The 16,242-nt window shown below is 63.2% G+C and carries 15 protein-coding genes and 1 pseudogene; 8 read left to right on the top strand and 8 right to left on the bottom strand.

Annotated features, from left to right (window positions below):
- Window positions 1-142 precede the first annotated feature (142 nt).
- From XF30_RS22965 to XF30_RS22935, 6 genes are all read left to right on the top strand, one after another.
- Complete coding sequence (locus XF30_RS22965) at window positions 143-595, top strand: pyridoxamine 5'-phosphate oxidase family protein (RefSeq protein WP_109143939.1); 453 nt, start codon at window positions 143-145, stop codon at window positions 593-595.
- A gap of 294 nt (window positions 596-889) precedes the next feature.
- Window positions 890-1,294 (top strand): VOC family protein, encoded by a 405-nt coding sequence (locus XF30_RS22960; protein ID WP_109143938.1) that lies wholly within the window; start codon window positions 890-892, stop codon window positions 1,292-1,294.
- Between the two features lie 115 nt (window positions 1,295-1,409).
- Complete coding sequence (locus XF30_RS22955) at window positions 1,410-2,057, top strand: cell envelope biogenesis protein TolA (protein ID WP_109143937.1); 648 nt, start codon at window positions 1,410-1,412, stop codon at window positions 2,055-2,057.
- Window positions 2,058-2,318: 261 nt separating this feature from the next.
- Window positions 2,319-2,600 (top strand): hypothetical protein, encoded by a 282-nt coding sequence (locus XF30_RS22945; RefSeq protein WP_109143935.1) that lies wholly within the window; start codon window positions 2,319-2,321, stop codon window positions 2,598-2,600.
- 222 nt (window positions 2,601-2,822) lie between these two features.
- On the top strand, window positions 2,823-3,848 hold the full coding sequence (locus tag XF30_RS22940; protein ID WP_109143934.1) for an acyl-CoA desaturase: 1,026 nt from the start codon (window positions 2,823-2,825) through the stop codon (window positions 3,846-3,848).
- Window positions 3,849-4,072: 224 nt separating this feature from the next.
- Entirely contained in the window at window positions 4,073-4,576 is a 504-nt protein-coding gene (locus XF30_RS22935) for a hypothetical protein (RefSeq protein ID WP_036022860.1), read from the top strand.
- Between the two features lie 187 nt (window positions 4,577-4,763).
- Here XF30_RS22935 and XF30_RS22930 read toward each other — a convergent pair whose 3' ends face one another.
- The gene (locus tag XF30_RS22930; protein ID WP_244609005.1) at window positions 4,764-5,774 is read right to left on the bottom strand and encodes a hypothetical protein; all 1,011 of its coding nucleotides are present in this window, start codon (window positions 5,772-5,774) and stop codon (window positions 4,764-4,766) included.
- A 304-nt stretch (window positions 5,775-6,078) separates the two neighbouring features.
- Between XF30_RS22930 and XF30_RS22925 the strand changes: the two genes are divergently transcribed.
- On the top strand, window positions 6,079-6,378 hold the full coding sequence (locus XF30_RS22925; RefSeq protein ID WP_128261897.1) for a hypothetical protein: 300 nt from the start codon (window positions 6,079-6,081) through the stop codon (window positions 6,376-6,378).
- Window positions 6,379-6,565: 187 nt separating this feature from the next.
- Here the strand turns inward: XF30_RS22925 and XF30_RS22920 are convergent, their stop codons facing one another.
- Window positions 6,566-7,117, bottom strand: a complete 552-nt coding sequence (locus XF30_RS22920; protein ID WP_109143931.1) for a phasin family protein — start codon at window positions 7,115-7,117, stop codon at window positions 6,566-6,568.
- A 279-nt stretch (window positions 7,118-7,396) separates the two neighbouring features.
- Here XF30_RS22920 and XF30_RS22915 point away from each other — a divergent pair, with 279 nt between their 5' ends.
- Complete coding sequence (locus XF30_RS22915; RefSeq protein WP_025575662.1) at window positions 7,397-7,663, top strand: DUF2312 domain-containing protein; 267 nt, start codon at window positions 7,397-7,399, stop codon at window positions 7,661-7,663.
- A 136-nt stretch (window positions 7,664-7,799) separates the two neighbouring features.
- Here XF30_RS22915 and XF30_RS22910 read toward each other — a convergent pair whose 3' ends face one another.
- The 6 genes and pseudogenes from XF30_RS22910 to XF30_RS22890 form a co-directional block, all read right to left on the bottom strand.
- Window positions 7,800-8,663 carry a nitroreductase family protein gene (locus XF30_RS22910; RefSeq protein ID WP_109143930.1) on the bottom strand — a complete coding sequence of 288 codons (864 nt, stop codon included), beginning with the start codon at window positions 8,661-8,663 and terminating at the stop codon, window positions 7,800-7,802.
- An 87-nt stretch (window positions 8,664-8,750) separates the two neighbouring features.
- Window positions 8,751-9,266, bottom strand: coding sequence for a ParB N-terminal domain-containing protein (locus tag XF30_RS22905; RefSeq protein WP_109143929.1), 516 nt, complete (start codon window positions 9,264-9,266; stop codon window positions 8,751-8,753).
- Window positions 9,267-9,528: 262 nt separating this feature from the next.
- Complete coding sequence (locus XF30_RS22900; RefSeq protein ID WP_109143928.1) at window positions 9,529-10,590, bottom strand: CBASS cGAMP-activated phospholipase; 1,062 nt, start codon at window positions 10,588-10,590, stop codon at window positions 9,529-9,531.
- A 29-nt stretch (window positions 10,591-10,619) separates the two neighbouring features.
- A pseudogene (locus XF30_RS40190) lies at window positions 10,620-11,045 on the bottom strand (type II CBASS E2 protein); the annotation flags it as partial.
- Window positions 11,023-12,303 carry a nucleotidyltransferase domain-containing protein gene (locus tag XF30_RS22895; RefSeq protein WP_109143927.1) on the bottom strand — a complete coding sequence of 427 codons (1,281 nt, stop codon included), beginning with the start codon at window positions 12,301-12,303 and terminating at the stop codon, window positions 11,023-11,025. The pseudogene XF30_RS40190 and the gene XF30_RS22895, both read right to left, overlap by 23 nt.
- Before the next feature lie 144 nt (window positions 12,304-12,447).
- Window positions 12,448-16,218 carry a vitamin B12-dependent ribonucleotide reductase gene (locus XF30_RS22890; RefSeq protein WP_109143926.1) on the bottom strand — a complete coding sequence of 1,257 codons (3,771 nt, stop codon included), beginning with the start codon at window positions 16,216-16,218 and terminating at the stop codon, window positions 12,448-12,450.
- Window positions 16,219-16,242 lie beyond the last annotated feature (24 nt).

Below are 16,242 nucleotides of genomic sequence, written 5' to 3'. Positions count from 1 at the left end.
CCGCGCCTGCCGGTGCGATATCACCGGGCGACGCCTGCCGACGCTTTCAATGAGGCAACATCGCCGCGCGCGTTGAGCTGCATCAACGGCACTGCGCGCGAGGGGCGTACCGTGTCTTCAGGAATGACCGCCGGAGGCAGCGATGGACGACACACTCAGACGAAAAATCCAGACCTTGCTGGACCAGCACCGCACGATGCGGATCGCGACGCTTCGCGCCGATGGCTGGCCGCAAGTGACGACTGTCGGCTATGCCAACGAAGGTTTCACCATCTACTTCCTCTGCGGCCCCGACAGCCAGAAGGCGCAGAACATCTCGCGGGACGAGCGCGTGTCGCTGGCGATCGACGACGATCCGGCGCAAGTGATGGAGATCACCGGCCTGTCCATGGCGGCGCGGGCGGTGGCCGTGACCGATCCAGCCGAGGCCGAGAAGGCGATCGCGCTTCTGATGGCGCGCTATCCCGAGCAGAAGGCCATCGGCCTCCCCATGCCGAAGCCATCCGAAGTGCGGCTGATCCGTCTCACGCCGACGGTGATCTCGCTGCTCGATTATTCCAGGGGCTTCGGCCACACCGACCTCGTGACGTGCTGAGGACGCGAGCTGCGAGCTGCGCTGTCGATGCTGTTTCTCTGCAGCGTCGTCCACACCGCCGCCGGATCAAGCAAGTGTTGCGAAAACAACCCCATGCACAGTAGCCATCCCCATGGAATTGCTCGGGGTTTTTCCTGACTTCGGCAAAATCGAACAGGATTTGACCCGTCGGGCAAAACAATGGCATGATGCCAGCGTGGGACGCGGTCGGGGGCGTCGGGTGCGGCACCATCCCGGATTACGCTTGCGCTCCGTCCGGGCTACGCTCGCGCCTCAACTTGCGACGAGCCGCTCATGAGCTTCCTCCTCAACATCGATGTTCCCGACGTGGCGAAAGCCACGACGTTCTACACCGAGGCCTTTGGCCTCTCGGTCGGCCGCCGCTTCGGCGCCGACTTCGTCGAGCTCAACGGCTGGCCCGCACCGGTGTATCTCTTGACCAAGCAGGCCGGCACCATCGGCGCCGGCGGCGACCCCCGCCGCTATGAGCGGCACTGGACGCCGATGCATATCGACGTCGTCGTCGACGATGTCGACGCGGCCGTCGCGCGTGCCCTCGCTGCGGGTGCGATTCTGGAGGTGCCGGCGAGCGATGCGCCCTATGGGCGGATCGCGATGCTGGCCGATCCGTTCGGGCACGGTTTTTGTCTGTTGGCGTTCAGCGCGCAAGGGTATGACGCGTTGCTGGAAGGTGCGTAGCCTGGATGGAGCGCAAGCGTAGTCCAGCGCCGAGCGTGCCGCGCGACCCCGGATTGCGCTTTGCTCGATCCGGGCTACGCTCGCGCGCGGAAAGCTGCGCCGACATCGGAGCGACATGCCAAAGAAGCTGAAGACCTACCAGACCTCGCTCGGCTTCTACGATCAGGCGATCGCCGCGCCCTCGATGAAGGCGGCGCTTGCCGCCTGGGGCGCCAGCTCCAATCTGTTCCATCAGGGCGTCGCCAGGGAGACCGACGATCCCGATGTCGTCGCCGCGACCATGGCGAAGCCGGGCGTGGTGCTGAGGCGCCCGGTCGGCTCGAACGGCCCGTTCACCGAGAGCGCGGAGCTGCCGACCGATCTCGGCGAGGGCGAGAGCAAGCCCAAGCGCAAGTCCAAGAGCAAGGCCGAGAGCAAGCCGACGTCAAAGAAGCGTCCCGCCAAGACGGCCCGGAATGCATCCCGCGAAATCGATGATGCGGCCGCGCGCAAGGCTGCTGCAGCTTTCGAGAAGGAGGAGCGGCGGCGCGAGGCAGGGCGTGCCAAGGAGGAGGCCGCCCGCGCCAAGGAGCGTGCGCGGCGCGACAAGGCGGTTGCCGCGGCGGAAGCAGCGCTCGACAAAGCAACACGCGAGCACGAAGCGAAGGCCGGGGCGATCGAAGCCGAGCGGGCCGCGCTCGAGGCGCGCGCCGAAGCGGAGCAGGAGCGCTGGGACAAGCAGAGGCACAAGCTGGATCAGGCCCTGCGCCGCGCGCGCGAGTGAGAGGCAGGTGCCAACGTCCGGGAGTTCTGTTGCTCATCCAGACCACTCTTGCGTCATACTCGGCCGTCATTGCTAGCGGAGCGAAGCAATCCAGGCTCCCTCCGCGGAAGGACTCTGGATTGCTTCGTCGCAAGTGCTCCTCGCAATGACGGGGAGAGGTCGGAGCGCCAAAGCGCACAGCGCTTATGTCCGCACCTCGCGCGAAATTTGCTTGCCTCGCCTGGCATCCTTTTGCACTCTTGAAGCGAAGGAGACCAACGCATGACCAAGATGACTGCCGCCTGCGCGCTCGGAACCGCCCTGGTGCTGAGCGGCCTTGCAACCTCGGACGCCGAAGCCCGGACGCGGAGAGCCGTCGTCGTTCGCGCGCCGCAAGAGCGGCTCGTCATCACGGCGCCGGTGCTGAGGCCGACGCCTTGGGATTACAACATCGTGCCACGCTATCGTTACCGCCCCGAGCACGACCGGGTCGATCCCTACGGCCCACCCTTGGTGCCGTCCTATGTGCGCTATGAGGGATGGCGCTGGCCGTATTGGTGGTGAAGGCACCGACCGACGCCAAAACTGATCGGCGCATGCGCTCGGTGAGCTGAGCAGAGGCACGACGTGCATCTGCTCGTCATGATCGCCACTCTCTATCGCAGAGAAGCGAAAGTGGCGGGGCTGCGCCGCCCGTGCTCCTACGGCCGCTCCGGTCCTTGCCTCTGATAACCAGGGGTTGTACGCTGCACTGCAGAAAAGTGCAGTGTAAATGGATCGGCTGAAATGAGCGTGGTTGAGAGCGTGGCGTCCGAGCAGCTTGCGGAGCCGAAGATGCCGCCGGGCGTGCTGACCGAAGGTCCGGTGGTCGAGGCCAAGTTTCGCGATTCCTACATCTCGTTCGCCATCATGGTCGGCGGCTCGGTCGCGGCGCTGGTCTGGGCCTTCTGGCAAGGCATCGGCTGGGTCGAGGTTTCGGTCTTCGCCGGCACGTTCATCATGTCCACGATCGGCATCGGCTTCATGCATCGCTACTTCGTGCACCGCAGCTTCCGCTGCGGTCCGGTGATGCGGACGATCTTCGCCGCGCTCGCGACCATGGCGGTGCAGGGCTCGATCCTGAAATGGGTGAGCAACCATCGGCGGCACCATCTGCACTCCGACCGGCCCGGCGACGTGCACAGCCCCTATTACGACGGCGGCGGCCATCCCTATACCAGTTTCGCCAAGGGCATGACGCATGCGCAAGGCGGCTGGGTGTGGGACCGCGAGACCACCGATGCCAGCTACTACGCCAAGGACATCCTGGCCGACCCGATCGCGATGTTCTTCACCAGGACGCGCTGGTACTGGTATGCGCTCTCGGCGCTGATCATTCCGGGCGCCATCGGCTATGCCTTCGGCGGCGCGCGCACGATGATCGGCTGCATCCTGTTCGCCGGCCTGTTCCGCAGCTACCTGATGACGATGGCGACCTCGCTAGTGAACTCGGTCTGCCACAGCGACGGCCGCTGGGGCTACCGTCGCTTCGAGACCCATGACGGCACCACTAACGAGCTGGTGACCACGCTGCTCACCTTTGGCGAAGGGCTGCACAACAACCATCACCGCTTTCCGCGCGACGCCTACATCTCGCACGCCTGGTACGAGGTGGACATCAACGGGTTGATCATCCTGGGGCTGGGGAAGCTCGGGCTGGTGCATGATATTTTCGCGGCGGGCGGTGCCGGCCGCCAACGTGCGGCGGATGCAGGGCCGGGCGAGCCTGCGCCAGCCGCCGTCGGGAATGCCTTCGAGGGCGACGGAACGTGATTGGACCCACCATGGCTAGGCGCCGATGCCGCGGGGAGAGCACATCGAACAGGTACGCGGACAAATTGAAGTTTGATGGCCCATTATCTCTGCGTGCAGAGTTGGCGATTGGGTAAAAGTGGCAAAGTGGAGACTGTCAAGAATACATAGAGGTAGAACGGCATTTATCCCCGTAATAAACCCAATGCTGCTTGGGGTTCTGGGCGCGTATTGGGAGGACAGTCATGGCAAGTGTCGAACAATTGCACAGACGGGACGGAGTGAACTTGGTCCAACTCGAAGCGGACATCACTTCGATCCGGTCGGGAAACTCCATTACTTCAGTTAATCTGCCTGATTACGTGGAGCACACCGCGGGCGTGTCGCGCGTCGGTGCGCTCAGTGCAGAAGCGGTCATTCGCGACTATGAGTCCGCTGCAAAAGAGATCGAGGCCATGGGCACCGAGTTGATCGACGCTGCGCAAAAATGCGAGGCGCTGACGGCCCAGGTTCATGATGCGATCGCCTTCATGCGAGAAACGGCGGCAGGCTACCGAGAAGAGGGACGCAAGATCTTCAAGCGTATCGAAGAATGCGCGCTGTTCACCGAAGACGTTCGCAAGACCTGCGAACAGGTCAAACGCAGAATGGCTGAAGTCTCGGTCGGCCCTTCCGATGAGGAGCTTGCGCCGCAAGAGCCCGAGCTGACGGGGATCGCGGCCAAGGTGACGATGAGCGAGATACGCTGAGGGGAGCGTAGGTGCGTAGGGTGGGTTAGCTGCGCGACTGCGCGAGGCGCAGTTCGCGCAGCGTAACCCACCACCTCTGCCTCCGCGGAAATCAAAGAGGCGGGTTACGCCAGCGGACTGCGCTTCGCGCCGCCGCAGGCTAACCCACCCTACGCACTTCAAATCCAATCGCGCCTTCGAAACGGGCTCACCAATCCGGATCGCCGTAATAATAAGGGTCGGCCATATAGCGCGGCGGCATCCAGGGGCCTCGCGGCGGCGGCCTGGGCCGTCGTGGCGCGGCGTCTGGTACGTGCGCCCGGGCACGCGCAGCCGTGTCGTTGTTGACCACGCTGCGCGCGACGGGCTTGGCGGGTGCAGAGGCGGATGGCGCCGATGACGCGCTCAGTTGCGTTTGCAACGCCTGGACCTGCGCGGCGAGGCGCGCATTGTCCGCCGCGTCCTTCTCCTGCGCGGCCTTGAGCTGCTCGATGGTGGCGGCCTGGTCGCGCAGGGTCTGCTCGCTGCTGCTCTTCAGCTGCTCGAGCTTGCCGCTGATGTTCGCAAGCTCGCTCGTGATGGCCTTGAGCGATTGCGCGAGCTCGGACGATGACGGCTCGGCCGCCGCGGCGGCAGGCTTTGGCGCGCCTTCGGTGTGCTTAGGCTCCGGCGCTGCCGGCACCGGGCTCGGCTCGTCCGCGGCCGCCAGCAGGACCGTCGCCGGCTGCGCCGGACTTTCCGCCGCGGCCGCTTGCGGGGGTGCGCTCGCGGGTGGAGCCCATCGCGCCATGATGGACTTGCCGATCGATGTCGCCTCGTCGCTATATTGCGATGCGACGGCGGCACCGAGCAGGCCGATCGCCATCACGAGAATAGCCAGAGCGCGCATCATGGCCCTGTCTCCCCTCAGGCCCTGATTGCGCGGCTTGGTGTTTAGAGCCTTGGCTTCCGGCGTCGGCGTGTTTCCGGAAGTTGCTGCGGCCGTCGCGGCGGTGCTTGCGCGCGAGGTCCGCGGGGCTTCGCTGCTCCGTTCCATTCCGGAAACAAGGCGGTCCAGCCGCGCCAGGTCTTCCTCTGCGCTCTTGATCCGGTCGTAGGCCCGCGCCAGCCCGCCATCGGCGCGCGCCTCGTCCGGCTTAGCGGAATCAGATTTGGCGGTATCAGGCTCGGCCTTATCGGTCTTGCCGGTATCAGATTTGTGGTCGTTCGTGTCAGGCATCGATGCGCTCTCCATCCGGTCGGGCGTCAATGGGAGGCAGTCCGATCAAGGATAGGTCTCGCCGCTGTCGGACACAACGCGTGTGCAAAGGAGAAATTATGGCGGGCGGAGTGAGCGCGCAGGGTGGGGGTTGTCGCCGCGACTGCGCAAAGTGCATTTCGTAGGGTAGCCGAGCGGATCGAAGCTCATCAACGAATGACGATCCCAGGGGCGTCCAGCCCCGCGGCGCCATGAACGTTCGCTGAGAGGAACGGGCGCTAGTCCATTCCGTTTCCTTCGAGGGGGCTTGTTCGAGGAGGACAACATGAAAGCAATGATCATCGCGCTTTCGGCTGCCGTTGTCATGGCTACCGCACCAGCCGTATTTGCTCAGGGTGTATCGAGCAAGACGCCAGGTCATGAGATGCAGCAAATGGGCAAGAAGGGCGAGCCGGGCGCTTCCAGCTACGCTCCGGGACACAAGAAGAAGCAGCACGCGAAGTCCTCGAAGAGAACCAGCCCCGGCGCGTCGAGCTACGCTCCAGGACGAACTACAGGGCAAACCACAGGTCAAACCACAGGCGCGGGCACCGGGTCGACCACCGGCACGAAGTCAGGGTACTGAACTCCAGGCGGTCCTCAGGCGCGTAGGGTGAGTTAGCTCCGCGACGGCGCAAAGCGCAGGTCGGGAGCGTAACCCGCCTCTTTGATCTCGGCGGCGGAGAGGTGGTGGGTTACGCCGGCGGACCGCGCTTCGCGCAACCGCCAGCTAACCCACCTTACGTCCCGCGGCGCCGCAATGTGCACCGTCGTTAGTGACGTATCGCGCGGATTTCGAGCGTGGTCTGGGTGAGCCTGGCCACGAACCCCTCAAGATGCATGACCCTTTCTCTGGTCAATTGTTCTTGCAGCTCGGCGATCTTCTGGGATTCGGCGACAAACGAGTCGCACGCCTCTTTCGCGTACGCCATCTGAAGCTCGAAGGCCTCGACGGGTGAACGCGCCATCGCGAGCTTTCCCAGGAAATTCAAGGCTTGCTCAAGCGAGGTCCTGATGTAGTCGCTATAGGCCTCGGCAATCGCCTGCGTGCTGGCGTGGAAGGGTTCGACCGGTGCGACGGGCGGGCTTGCAGCGATCTCCATCCCGGAAGCCTCGTCCGGCAAGGGCGCAGCCGAAGGTATCTCCGCACTGATCTGCCGGCTCGGCTCTTGCCCGGTCTCGTGCCTGGTCTCCGCCGGGGCATCCGGCACTTGATGCGCTGCACTTGCGCGTTGCTCGCCGGCCCCGGTGCGATGTCCGGCCTTCTTCTTGCCGCCGCGCCGGCCGGATTTTCCCCTTGGCTTGTTGTCCACCGCACTCAACATTGCAAATGGCTCCTGAAATATCGATGAAGCCGCGAGCCTCCGTCGCGTTTGCGCTGAAATCGCGATGGTGGGCTGTCGCTTGCGTGGCGGCCATGTGGTGAGATTTTGCCGCTGCAGCTTCGATGCATACGGCAAGACGTGGCTGATCCAGATAGCTGCGGGGTGGTCGCCTGTCCCGGGTATCGCTGCGGCGCGATGGCATCGGGTGCGGCAACTCGGTTAACACATTGGTCATTTCTTTGCGGGCATTTTCACGACCTCAGTCAGCAAAGAGGCACCATGTCCGATATCACCATTCCCGGCGGCAAGATCCGTTCCTTCGTCGAGCGGATCGAGAACCTCGACAGCGAGATGCAGGAGTTGAGCGAACAGAAGAAGGAAGTCTTCGCGGAAGCCAAGGGCGAGGGCTTTGACGTGAAGATCCTCAAGGAGATCATCAAGCTGCGCAAGGAAGACAAGAACGAGCGCGACGAGCGCGAAAGCCTGCTCGACCTCTACATGCGCGCGATGGAGACGGCCTCGCCGGAGCAGGCGAAAGCGGCGTGAGAGGATTTGTCTGATCGACGAAAAAGATAGCCGCGATCTCCGGGATTGCGGCCATCACCCAAGCACGATCCTGCGGGAGGTTACTGAGTCCGAAAATTCTGACATGGCGGCCGCGAGGCCGAGCAGGTTCAGGCGCTCAACTCCGCCGCCGCTTGGTCGCTTGGCCGATTACCCGGGGATGGGAAAAGTCGGCTTCGCTTTCGAGGGTTTGCGCGGGGTTGCTGACCGGGCCGGTGAAGGCGTCCGTCCACTCGCCCAGCATCTCGTCGCGGTCCGGCCAGGCGTCCATGGATTCCTGATCGCGATACATGGCGAAGGGACGCAACGTGCTCTCGTAGAAATCGACCTGGGCATGCCTGCGATATTGCTGCTTCTGGTAGCCGTTCCAGTGCAGCAGCTGGCCGAGCGGCCGGCGGTAGCGGCGGTCCTGGTCTACAGCGGGATAACCGATCGGGATGGTGCCATAGGCCGTCATCCATTCGGGATAACCCAGCACCTCGCTGAGCTCGCGATTGGTCTCGGCCTCGCCGCCGCCGGAGAGCCAGGCCGAAGTCAGCCCTTCCGCGGTGACGCCGAGCTGGAGGTTCTGGATGGCCGCGCCCAGCGAGCAGAAGAAGATCGCCTCGTTGTTGTCGCGATACTCCGCATCGAATTCGGGCGAGGTCGCCTGCGGAAAGCAGACCTTCCAGCGGGGATCGCCGAGCACGAGGATGATCGCGACGGTGTTGGCGAGATAGGTCTTCTTCACGGCCGGAAAGCCCTTGGCGTGATCGACCAGCCGCTGCGCCTGGCGCAGGAACACCGCGAGCACTTTTTCGCGCATCGCGGGATCGTCGACGACGATGAAGTCCCAGCACTGCACGTTCGCCCCCGACGGCGCCCAGCGCCCGCAATCGACGATCCGCTCCAGCACGTCACGTCCGACGCTGCGGCCCGGCTCGAACTTCCGCACGCTGCGGCGGCGGCGGATGACGTCCTGGAACAGCGGGGCGTCGGCCATGGTGGGTCCTCCCGATCTTATGTTTGGCGGGAGTGTAGGGCGGCAGGCGCGGACGTGGAAGCGCGGCGTGGACGCAATGGGCGGCCATCAATAGCGGCCGCCGCTGCCCTTTTGCTGTGTGATCCAGTCCGACAATGATTTCGGTTTCGATTTCACAATCCGGCCCGGGGATGCCTTCGGATTGTCGCGCACGCCTTTCGTCGAACGGGTACGCGGCGCTTCCGCCTGCCTGACGCCCTTCAAGGCAGCGGCCGATGCCTCGGCGGCTTCCTTCTCGAGCCGCAACTGTTTCAATCGCGCCATCTTGATGCGTTCCGCCTCGACTTCGGGTCGCTCGGTGAGCAGCGGCTTATGCTGAGCAAGCTCGGCCGTAACAAGGACACCGAGAATGGTCGTCTCGCCGAGCGCCTTGCAGGCCTCTAACCGATGCAATCCCTCGACCAGAACGAGGCGGTCTCCGTCGAGCCGAACGGAGATGGGGGCCTGTTGTCCGATCTCCAGCATACTTTCCGCGATCTCTCCGACGATCTCGGGCTTGATGGCCTTCTTCTGCTTTGTGGGAACGAAGATCTTCTCGATCGGGAAGCTTTCCGGTTTGGGCATGACTTTACTCCGCATCTACCGGGCCCGCCGGAACCCATGCCGGTGAGGTTGGGAGTTTAGGGGGGAAGCGGTCGACCGCAAAGGCAATTCGGAGGATGCATTGTGCACTTAATCAGAGGCGCATGCGAAAGTCTGCCGAAGTAGCCGATCCGGCGATAGCGAACGAATTTAGTGCTGAGTTCCTAAGATGGACAGGGCGGAGCTAAAACCCATCATATTTGCCGAGCGACCGGTGGTGGGTCTTCGGTCAGCCCTGCCCATCCTACGGACTACGCCCCGGCAGCGGTTGAGGCGTATACGGAGTTGCAGGCGCATAGAAGAAGCTTTGAGCTAGTTGATCTCCGTGCAGGTCCATGGCCGCTCGCGCTGCAGGCACTAGTTCAGTCAATGAACGACGGAAATCGTTGAGAAGAATCGGCGCGGGGTTTGAAGGTGGCTCGATACGTCGAACAGCAGGTGGACCGAGAAGGAGGCGCACTTGATTAGTGGCGGATAGGGATTGCAACCGCATGGCAGCGAAAATCACGTTAGACCAAGCCAGTTGGCCGCCTGAATTTATCTGATCCGTTGACACGACGTATGGGTCGTCCCCACAGCCTAAGCTCAGGACGTCAATCTGATCACGTTCGAGATTAAAACAGACCATGGCCTCAATGACAGCGAGCAAAATGGGATTATTGGCCCAAACACCTCCATCTACGAGTGTGTAGCCATTGTGTTCTAGTGGACGAAAATAAGTCGGCGCAGCGGAAGTCGCCAAAGCGACTTTCACCATTGGCTCAAAGCGATCGATCTTATAGTCGGGATGGTGCGGCGTCTTGAAGACAAAGACCTCACTGTGTTTGCCTTCGAAAGACGGAACGCAAAGACGGACAACAGAATCTCCCAGGAGCTTTGCACCTAGAGTATCGAGTAGAATGTTTTCTAGGGCCGTTCGCTCATACTGATAGCGAAGGAGATTTCGTGCGCCGTGAAGACTTTTACGGATGAGACTGCGCTCCGGAAATATCTCTGCGCCTCGGCTGGAATAGAGCTCTGCTAGCTCTGATGCGCTTAGACCGGCGCCGAGGCCAAGCGCAATGATTCCTCCAGTCGAGGTGCCGGCGACCAAGTCGAAGTATTTACCAACGGAACCGCCGTCCAGAAATCGCTGTTCGAGTTCGGCAAGAACAGTTGCAGGGAACAGTCCCTTAATGCCGCCCCCATCGATAGATAAGATCCGAAAACGCCGGTCCTTCGGCCAATCCTGTGGAATTCTTCGCTGCGGAATCGCTCCCTTCGAGCGCTGATCGCCGGATCTAAATTCTCGGTCGGGTTCAGACATTCGTTGCGCCTCCTGCGCGGGTGACGACCGGGTCCAAGAAACTCACCGGAGATTTGCCAATATTCGAAGAACAGTAGCCATTCCGACGCCCACGGGATGATCGTCGTCGCAATCGTCATTCTCGGGGTCCAGCACATCTCGTCTGGATCCCAGAGACAGAGCGCCGGCCAGAGGGGCGCGCGGTCGTTCCAATAGATGTGCGGAAGGTCGTCACCATCTAGCATCAACGTCCCGATCAGAGGATCTACGACATGGACGGTGACGTAGGGATTGGAGAGGTGCCAGCCGTCGAAGAATCTCCGCCGGAAGTACACGACCCGGATCGTATATGTCTTGGACGCCGGCCGGACCGGACCTTCCCAGACGCCGATCCAATCGGCCGAGGCCTTCAGCCGGAAATCAGGAAAGTGGCGCCGGATCGCGGCGTCCTGCTCATCGACGGTTAGGTAGGTCATCGGGATGATCACCGAAGAACCGGTGCGACGGCGCTGACTTGGCGTTGCTCGGCGTCGGAGCGCCGCCGGCGATCGCGACAGGGATCGTGGCCTTGCCGGGCATGAAGCGGCTGCCGATCGAGCCCACGTCCTTGGCAACGCGCTGAACGTGCTCCTTCACCGCCGAGCGTGCAGGCTTCTCTCCAAACAGGTCCTCAAGGATCTTCTGCATCTCGGGGAGGGCGATATCCCCGCGGAGCCGCCGGATCTGGACGGCGAAGTCGGAAAGTTCGCGGATAAACAACGATTGGTCGCTCTGATCGGCAGGCCAACGATCGGTGAGGATGTCCTCGCGGCACATCGGATTGCTGGCGAATACCTTCTCGCCCCGGTCGTGGGCCTTCCTGACAATGGCCAGCATGCTCTCGACTTGATGGCTGAGCTCTTCAGCGAGTGAGGTTGTCTGGTTGGCGTGATTGGCCACGTAGAAGGCCAGCAGCACCGAGGGTGGGAGCCGTCGGTTCTTGTGCCGCTTGTCGTAGGCCAGGTTTCGCCAGCGCTTGATCAACTGTAGGGCGATCACGGCGCGTGATTTCTGATAAGCGGGGCACTGCTCCGGTACCGGCACCGCGTCAGCGCGCTTCGACAGAATTGCACGTTCGCGATCGTAGTCCAGCGACCGCCGCTCAAAGAAGGTGCCAAAATCCTGATCAGGCGGCGTCCGATCGATGAACCATCGCGCGAAGCCGTGCGGGTTCGCGTACAACGACATCTTCGGCTCCGACGGGTCCTCGGGCTTGGAGTGGAAGATAAGCCCCGTCTTCTCTACGGTCCCCGTCAAGCGAACCGTCGGGGTCACGTCAAGGTGCATGCCGTCGTAGTTAACCGTGCTGCAGCGGGTCTTCCTGTCCGTCTTGAGGTAATAGCGCGAGCCGCGCTCGCCGCAGATCGCGTGGTGCAGTGTCGCAAGAGCAGCTTCGGGGTCGACGTCGGCGCCGAAGGCCAGATCGGCCATGACGTCGATGTCGAATTCATCATCGGTGGAGTGGCGTGCGACAGTGGCTCCGATCGCGAAGCCACCTTGCGTGTAGAAGTCCCGAACATAGCCTTTGAGCGGGCTATCGTCGCGCTCGAGCCACTCGTTGATCGCGTGGTAGTGGTCGACAGCGAGCTGGTAGTCGGTAGGGCTGAGCTGGATCCGAATCGCGACGTCCGCCAGCATGACGTCGATTGGAGAATAGCTCGCGATCTGACGCAGATAGCGATCGGAATAGTTCATATCGACGCTCCTCTACAACTCTAGCTTCAATTCCCGTTTCGTTCCTTCCACCATTTTCCGGCGGTCGATGGCGACCGCCGGAAGTATGCCTTTAGCGCTGAAGCGCGCAGCGTATCGTCGTGTCTCCTTACTTACTCGGAGCGATTAGCTGCACCCCGTCGTGCTGCCGCACGTATCGCACTTCATACAAGTCCCATTCCGCACCAGCGTGAAGTTGCCGCACTCGCTGCACATCTCGCCCTCGTAGCCCTTGGCCTTCGCCTCGGCGCGACGCTCGGCCTTTGTCGGGGCTGCGGTCGCGGCGGTGCCGGCCTTGCTCCATTGCAGCTGCTCGAGCTTCTCCGTCGGAGACAGATCGTGCTGGGCTTCCTGCTTCAGCGCGACGGCGCCTTCGATGGCGTCGCCGACGCGGGCGCTAGCGCCGTGGGCGGCCAGCGCGGTGACCCGGCTGCCGCCTGATGGCGCGCTGTCGTTGCCTTGGCTGACCGCGGCCGAGCCGCCGCGCATCACGACGAGGTTGTCGGTGCGCGAGCGGGTGAGGCCGCGCGAGACCAGCTTGGTCGCGTGGTGGCCGCCGTCCTCGTCCGGCTCCTTGCCTTCCTCGACGCCCTTGCCGAGCGCGTCGAAGCCCGTCTCGTTGGGATCGACGTGGGCGAGGTCGAAGCGGGAGAGATAGCTCACCGCGAGCTCGCGGAAGACGTAGTCCAGGATCGAGGTCGCGTACTTGATGCTGTCGTTGCCCTGCACGGGGCCCGCCGGCTCGAAGCGGGTGAAGGTGAAGGCGTCGACATATTCGTCGAGCGGCACGCCGTATTGCAGGCCGAGCGACACCGCGATGGCGAAGTTGTTGATGAAGGAGCGCAGCGCCGCGCCTTCCTTGTGCATGTCGATGAAGATCTCGCCGAGACGGCCGTCATCGTATTCGCCGGTGCGCAGATACACTTTGTGGCCGCCGACCACCGCCTTCTGGGTGTAGCCCTTGCGGCGATCCGGCATCTTCTCGCGCTCGCGCATCACGACGATGCGCTCGACCAGCTTCTCGACGACCTTTTCGGCCACATGCGTGGCGCGAGCCGCCATGGGCTTTTCGTGCAGCAGCTCGACCGCATCGTCCTCGTCCTCGTCGTCGCTGATGAGCTGCGAGTTGAGCGGCTGGGAGAGCTTGGAGCCATCGCGATAGAGCGCGTTGGCCTTCAGCGCCAGCTTCCACGACAGCATGTAGGCGGACTTGCAGTCCTCCACCGTGGCGTCGTTCGGCATGTTGATGGTCTTGGAGATCGCGCCCGAGATGAAGGGCTGCGCCGCCGCCATCATGCGGATGTGGCTCTCGACCGACAGGTAGCGCTTGCCGATCTTGCCGCAGGGATTGGCGCAGTCGAACACCGGATAGTGCTCGGCCTTGAGGTGCGGGGCACCTTCCACCGTCATCGCGCCGCAGATGTGGACGTTGGCCGCCTCGATCTCGCGCTTGGTGAAGCCCACGGCCTGGAGCAGGTCGAAGCCGGGGGCTGCGATCGCCTCGGCGCCGATGCCGAGCTGGTCGCGGATGAAGTCTTCGCCAAAGGTCCACTTGTTGAAGGCGAACTTGATGTCGAACGCGGTCGGCAGGGCCTTCTCGACCTTGGCGATCGCCTCATCGGTAAAGCCCTTGGCCTTCAGCGTGGTGACGTTGATGCCGGGGGCGTTCGCCAGCGAGCCGTGGCCGACGGCGTAGGCCTCGATCTCGGCGATCTCGCTCTCGCGATAGCCGAGCGCGCGCAGCGCTGCGGGGACCGCGCGGTTGATGATCTTGAAGTAGCCGCCGCCGGCGAGCTTCTTGAACTTGACCAGCGCGAAGTCCGGCTCGATGCCGGTGGTGTCGCAATCCATGACGAGGCCGATCGTGCCGGTCGGCGCGATGACAGTGGTCTGGGCGTTGCGATAGCCGTGCTTCTCGCCGAGCTCGAGCGCCGCGTCCCAGGCCGCCTGGGCATGGCTGACGAGGTCGGCTTGCGGGCAGGAGACGAGGTCGAGCGGCACCGGGTTGACGCTGAGCGCCTCGTAGCCATTGGACTGGCCGTGCGCGGCGCGGCGGTGGTTGCGGATCACGCGCAGCATGTGCGCGGCGTTCTTCTTGTAGCCGGGGAAGGTGCCGAGCTCGGCGGCGATCTCGGCGGAGGTCTTGTAGGTGATGCCGGTCATGACCGCGGTGAGGGCGCCGCAGAGCGCGCGGCCTTCCTTGCTGTCATAGGGCAGGCCCATGGTCATCAGCAGGCCGCCGATATTGGCGTAGCCGAGGCCGAGCGTGCGGAATTCGTAGGAGAGCTCGGCGATCGCCTTCGACGGGAATTGCGCCATCATCACCGAGATTTCGAGCACGATGGTCCAGAGCTGGCAGAGGTGCTCGTAGCCTTCGACGTCGAAGCGCTTGGTGTCGGTGTTGTAGAACGTCAGCAGGTTCGCCGAGGCGAGGTTGCAGGCCGTGTCGTCCAGGAACATGTATTCCGAGCACGGATTCGACGCGCGGATGTCGCCGGACGCCTTGCAGGTATGCCAGTCGTTCATCGTGGTGTTGAAGTGCAGGCCGGGATCGGCCGAGGCCCAGGCGGCGTAGCCGATCTTCTCCCAGAGGTCGCGCGCCTTCAGAGTCTTCGTCACCTTCTTCGAGGTGCGGGCGTTGAGATTCCAATCGCCGTCGGTCTCGACCGCGCGCAGGAAGTCGTCCTTCAGCGAGACCGAGTTGTTGGAGTTCTGGCCTGAAACGGTGAGATAGGCTTCGCTATCCCAGTCGGTGTCGTAGGTGTCGAACTGGATGTCCTTGTAGCCTTGCTTGGCAAACTGGATGACGCGCTTGATGTAATTGTCAGGCACGAGGCTGCGGCGCGCGAGCTTGATTTCCCGGCGCAGGGCAGGGTTCTTCTCGGGGTCGAAGCAGTCGTCGCCCGAGCCTTCGCAATTCACGCAGGCCTTCAGCACCGCCTTGAGGTGCTTCTGGTTGATCTTGGAGCCCGTGACGAGGGCGGCGACCTTCTGCTCCTCCTTCACCTTCCAGTCGATATAGGTCTCGATGTCGGGGTGATCGACGTCGACGACGACCATCTTCGCGGCGCGGCGCGTGGTGCCGCCACTCTTGATCGCGCCGGCGGCGCGGTCGCCGATCTTGAGGAAGCTCATCAGGCCGCTCGAGCGGCCGCCGCCGGAGAGCTTTTCGCCTTCGCCGCGCAGGCGCGAGAAGTTGGAGCCGGTGCCGGAGCCATATTTGAACAGGCGCGCTTCGCGGACCCAGAGGTCCATGATGCCGCCCTCGTTGACGAGGTCGTCGCCGACGCCCTGGATGAAGCAGGCATGCGGCTGCGGATGCTCGTAGGCCGACTTGGACTTGGTCAGCTTGCCCGTGAAGGGGTCGACGTAATAATGGCCCTGGCCGGGGCCGTCGATGCCATAGGCCCAGTGCAGGCCGGTGTTGAACCATTGCGGCGAGTTCGGCGCGACCATCTGCATGGCGAGCATGTAGCGGAGCTCGTCATAGAACGCCTGGGCGTCGTCGTCGCTCGTGAAATAGCCGCCCTTCCAGCCCCAATAGGTCCAGCAGCCGGCGAGACGGTCGAACACCTGCTTGGCCGAGAGCTCGCTGACATAGCGCTCCTTCTCGGGCAGCGCATTGAGCGCGTCGGTGTCGGGCACGGAGCGCCACAGGAAGGAGGGGACGGATTCCTCCTCTATCCTCTTCAGGCGCGCGGCAACGCCGGCCTTGCGGAAATATTTCTGGGCCAGCACGTCGGAGGCGACCTGCGACCACTCGCTCGGCACCTCGACGTTATCAAGCTTGAACACGACCGAGCCGTCGGGATTGCGAATCTCCGACGTGGTCAGGCGGAATTCGATTCCCGCATAAGGTGACTGTCCCGAAGTGGTGTGGCGCCGCTCAATCCGCATGGTCTTGCCCCGTCCTTTTCTTTG

The organism is Bradyrhizobium sp. SUTN9-2, from assembly GCF_003122645.1.
GTDB classification, from domain to species: Bacteria; Pseudomonadota; Alphaproteobacteria; order Rhizobiales; family Xanthobacteraceae; genus Bradyrhizobium; species Bradyrhizobium yuanmingense.
The sequence above is the reverse complement of the archived record's forward strand: the minus strand, read 5'-3'. Positions and strand labels throughout refer to the sequence as shown.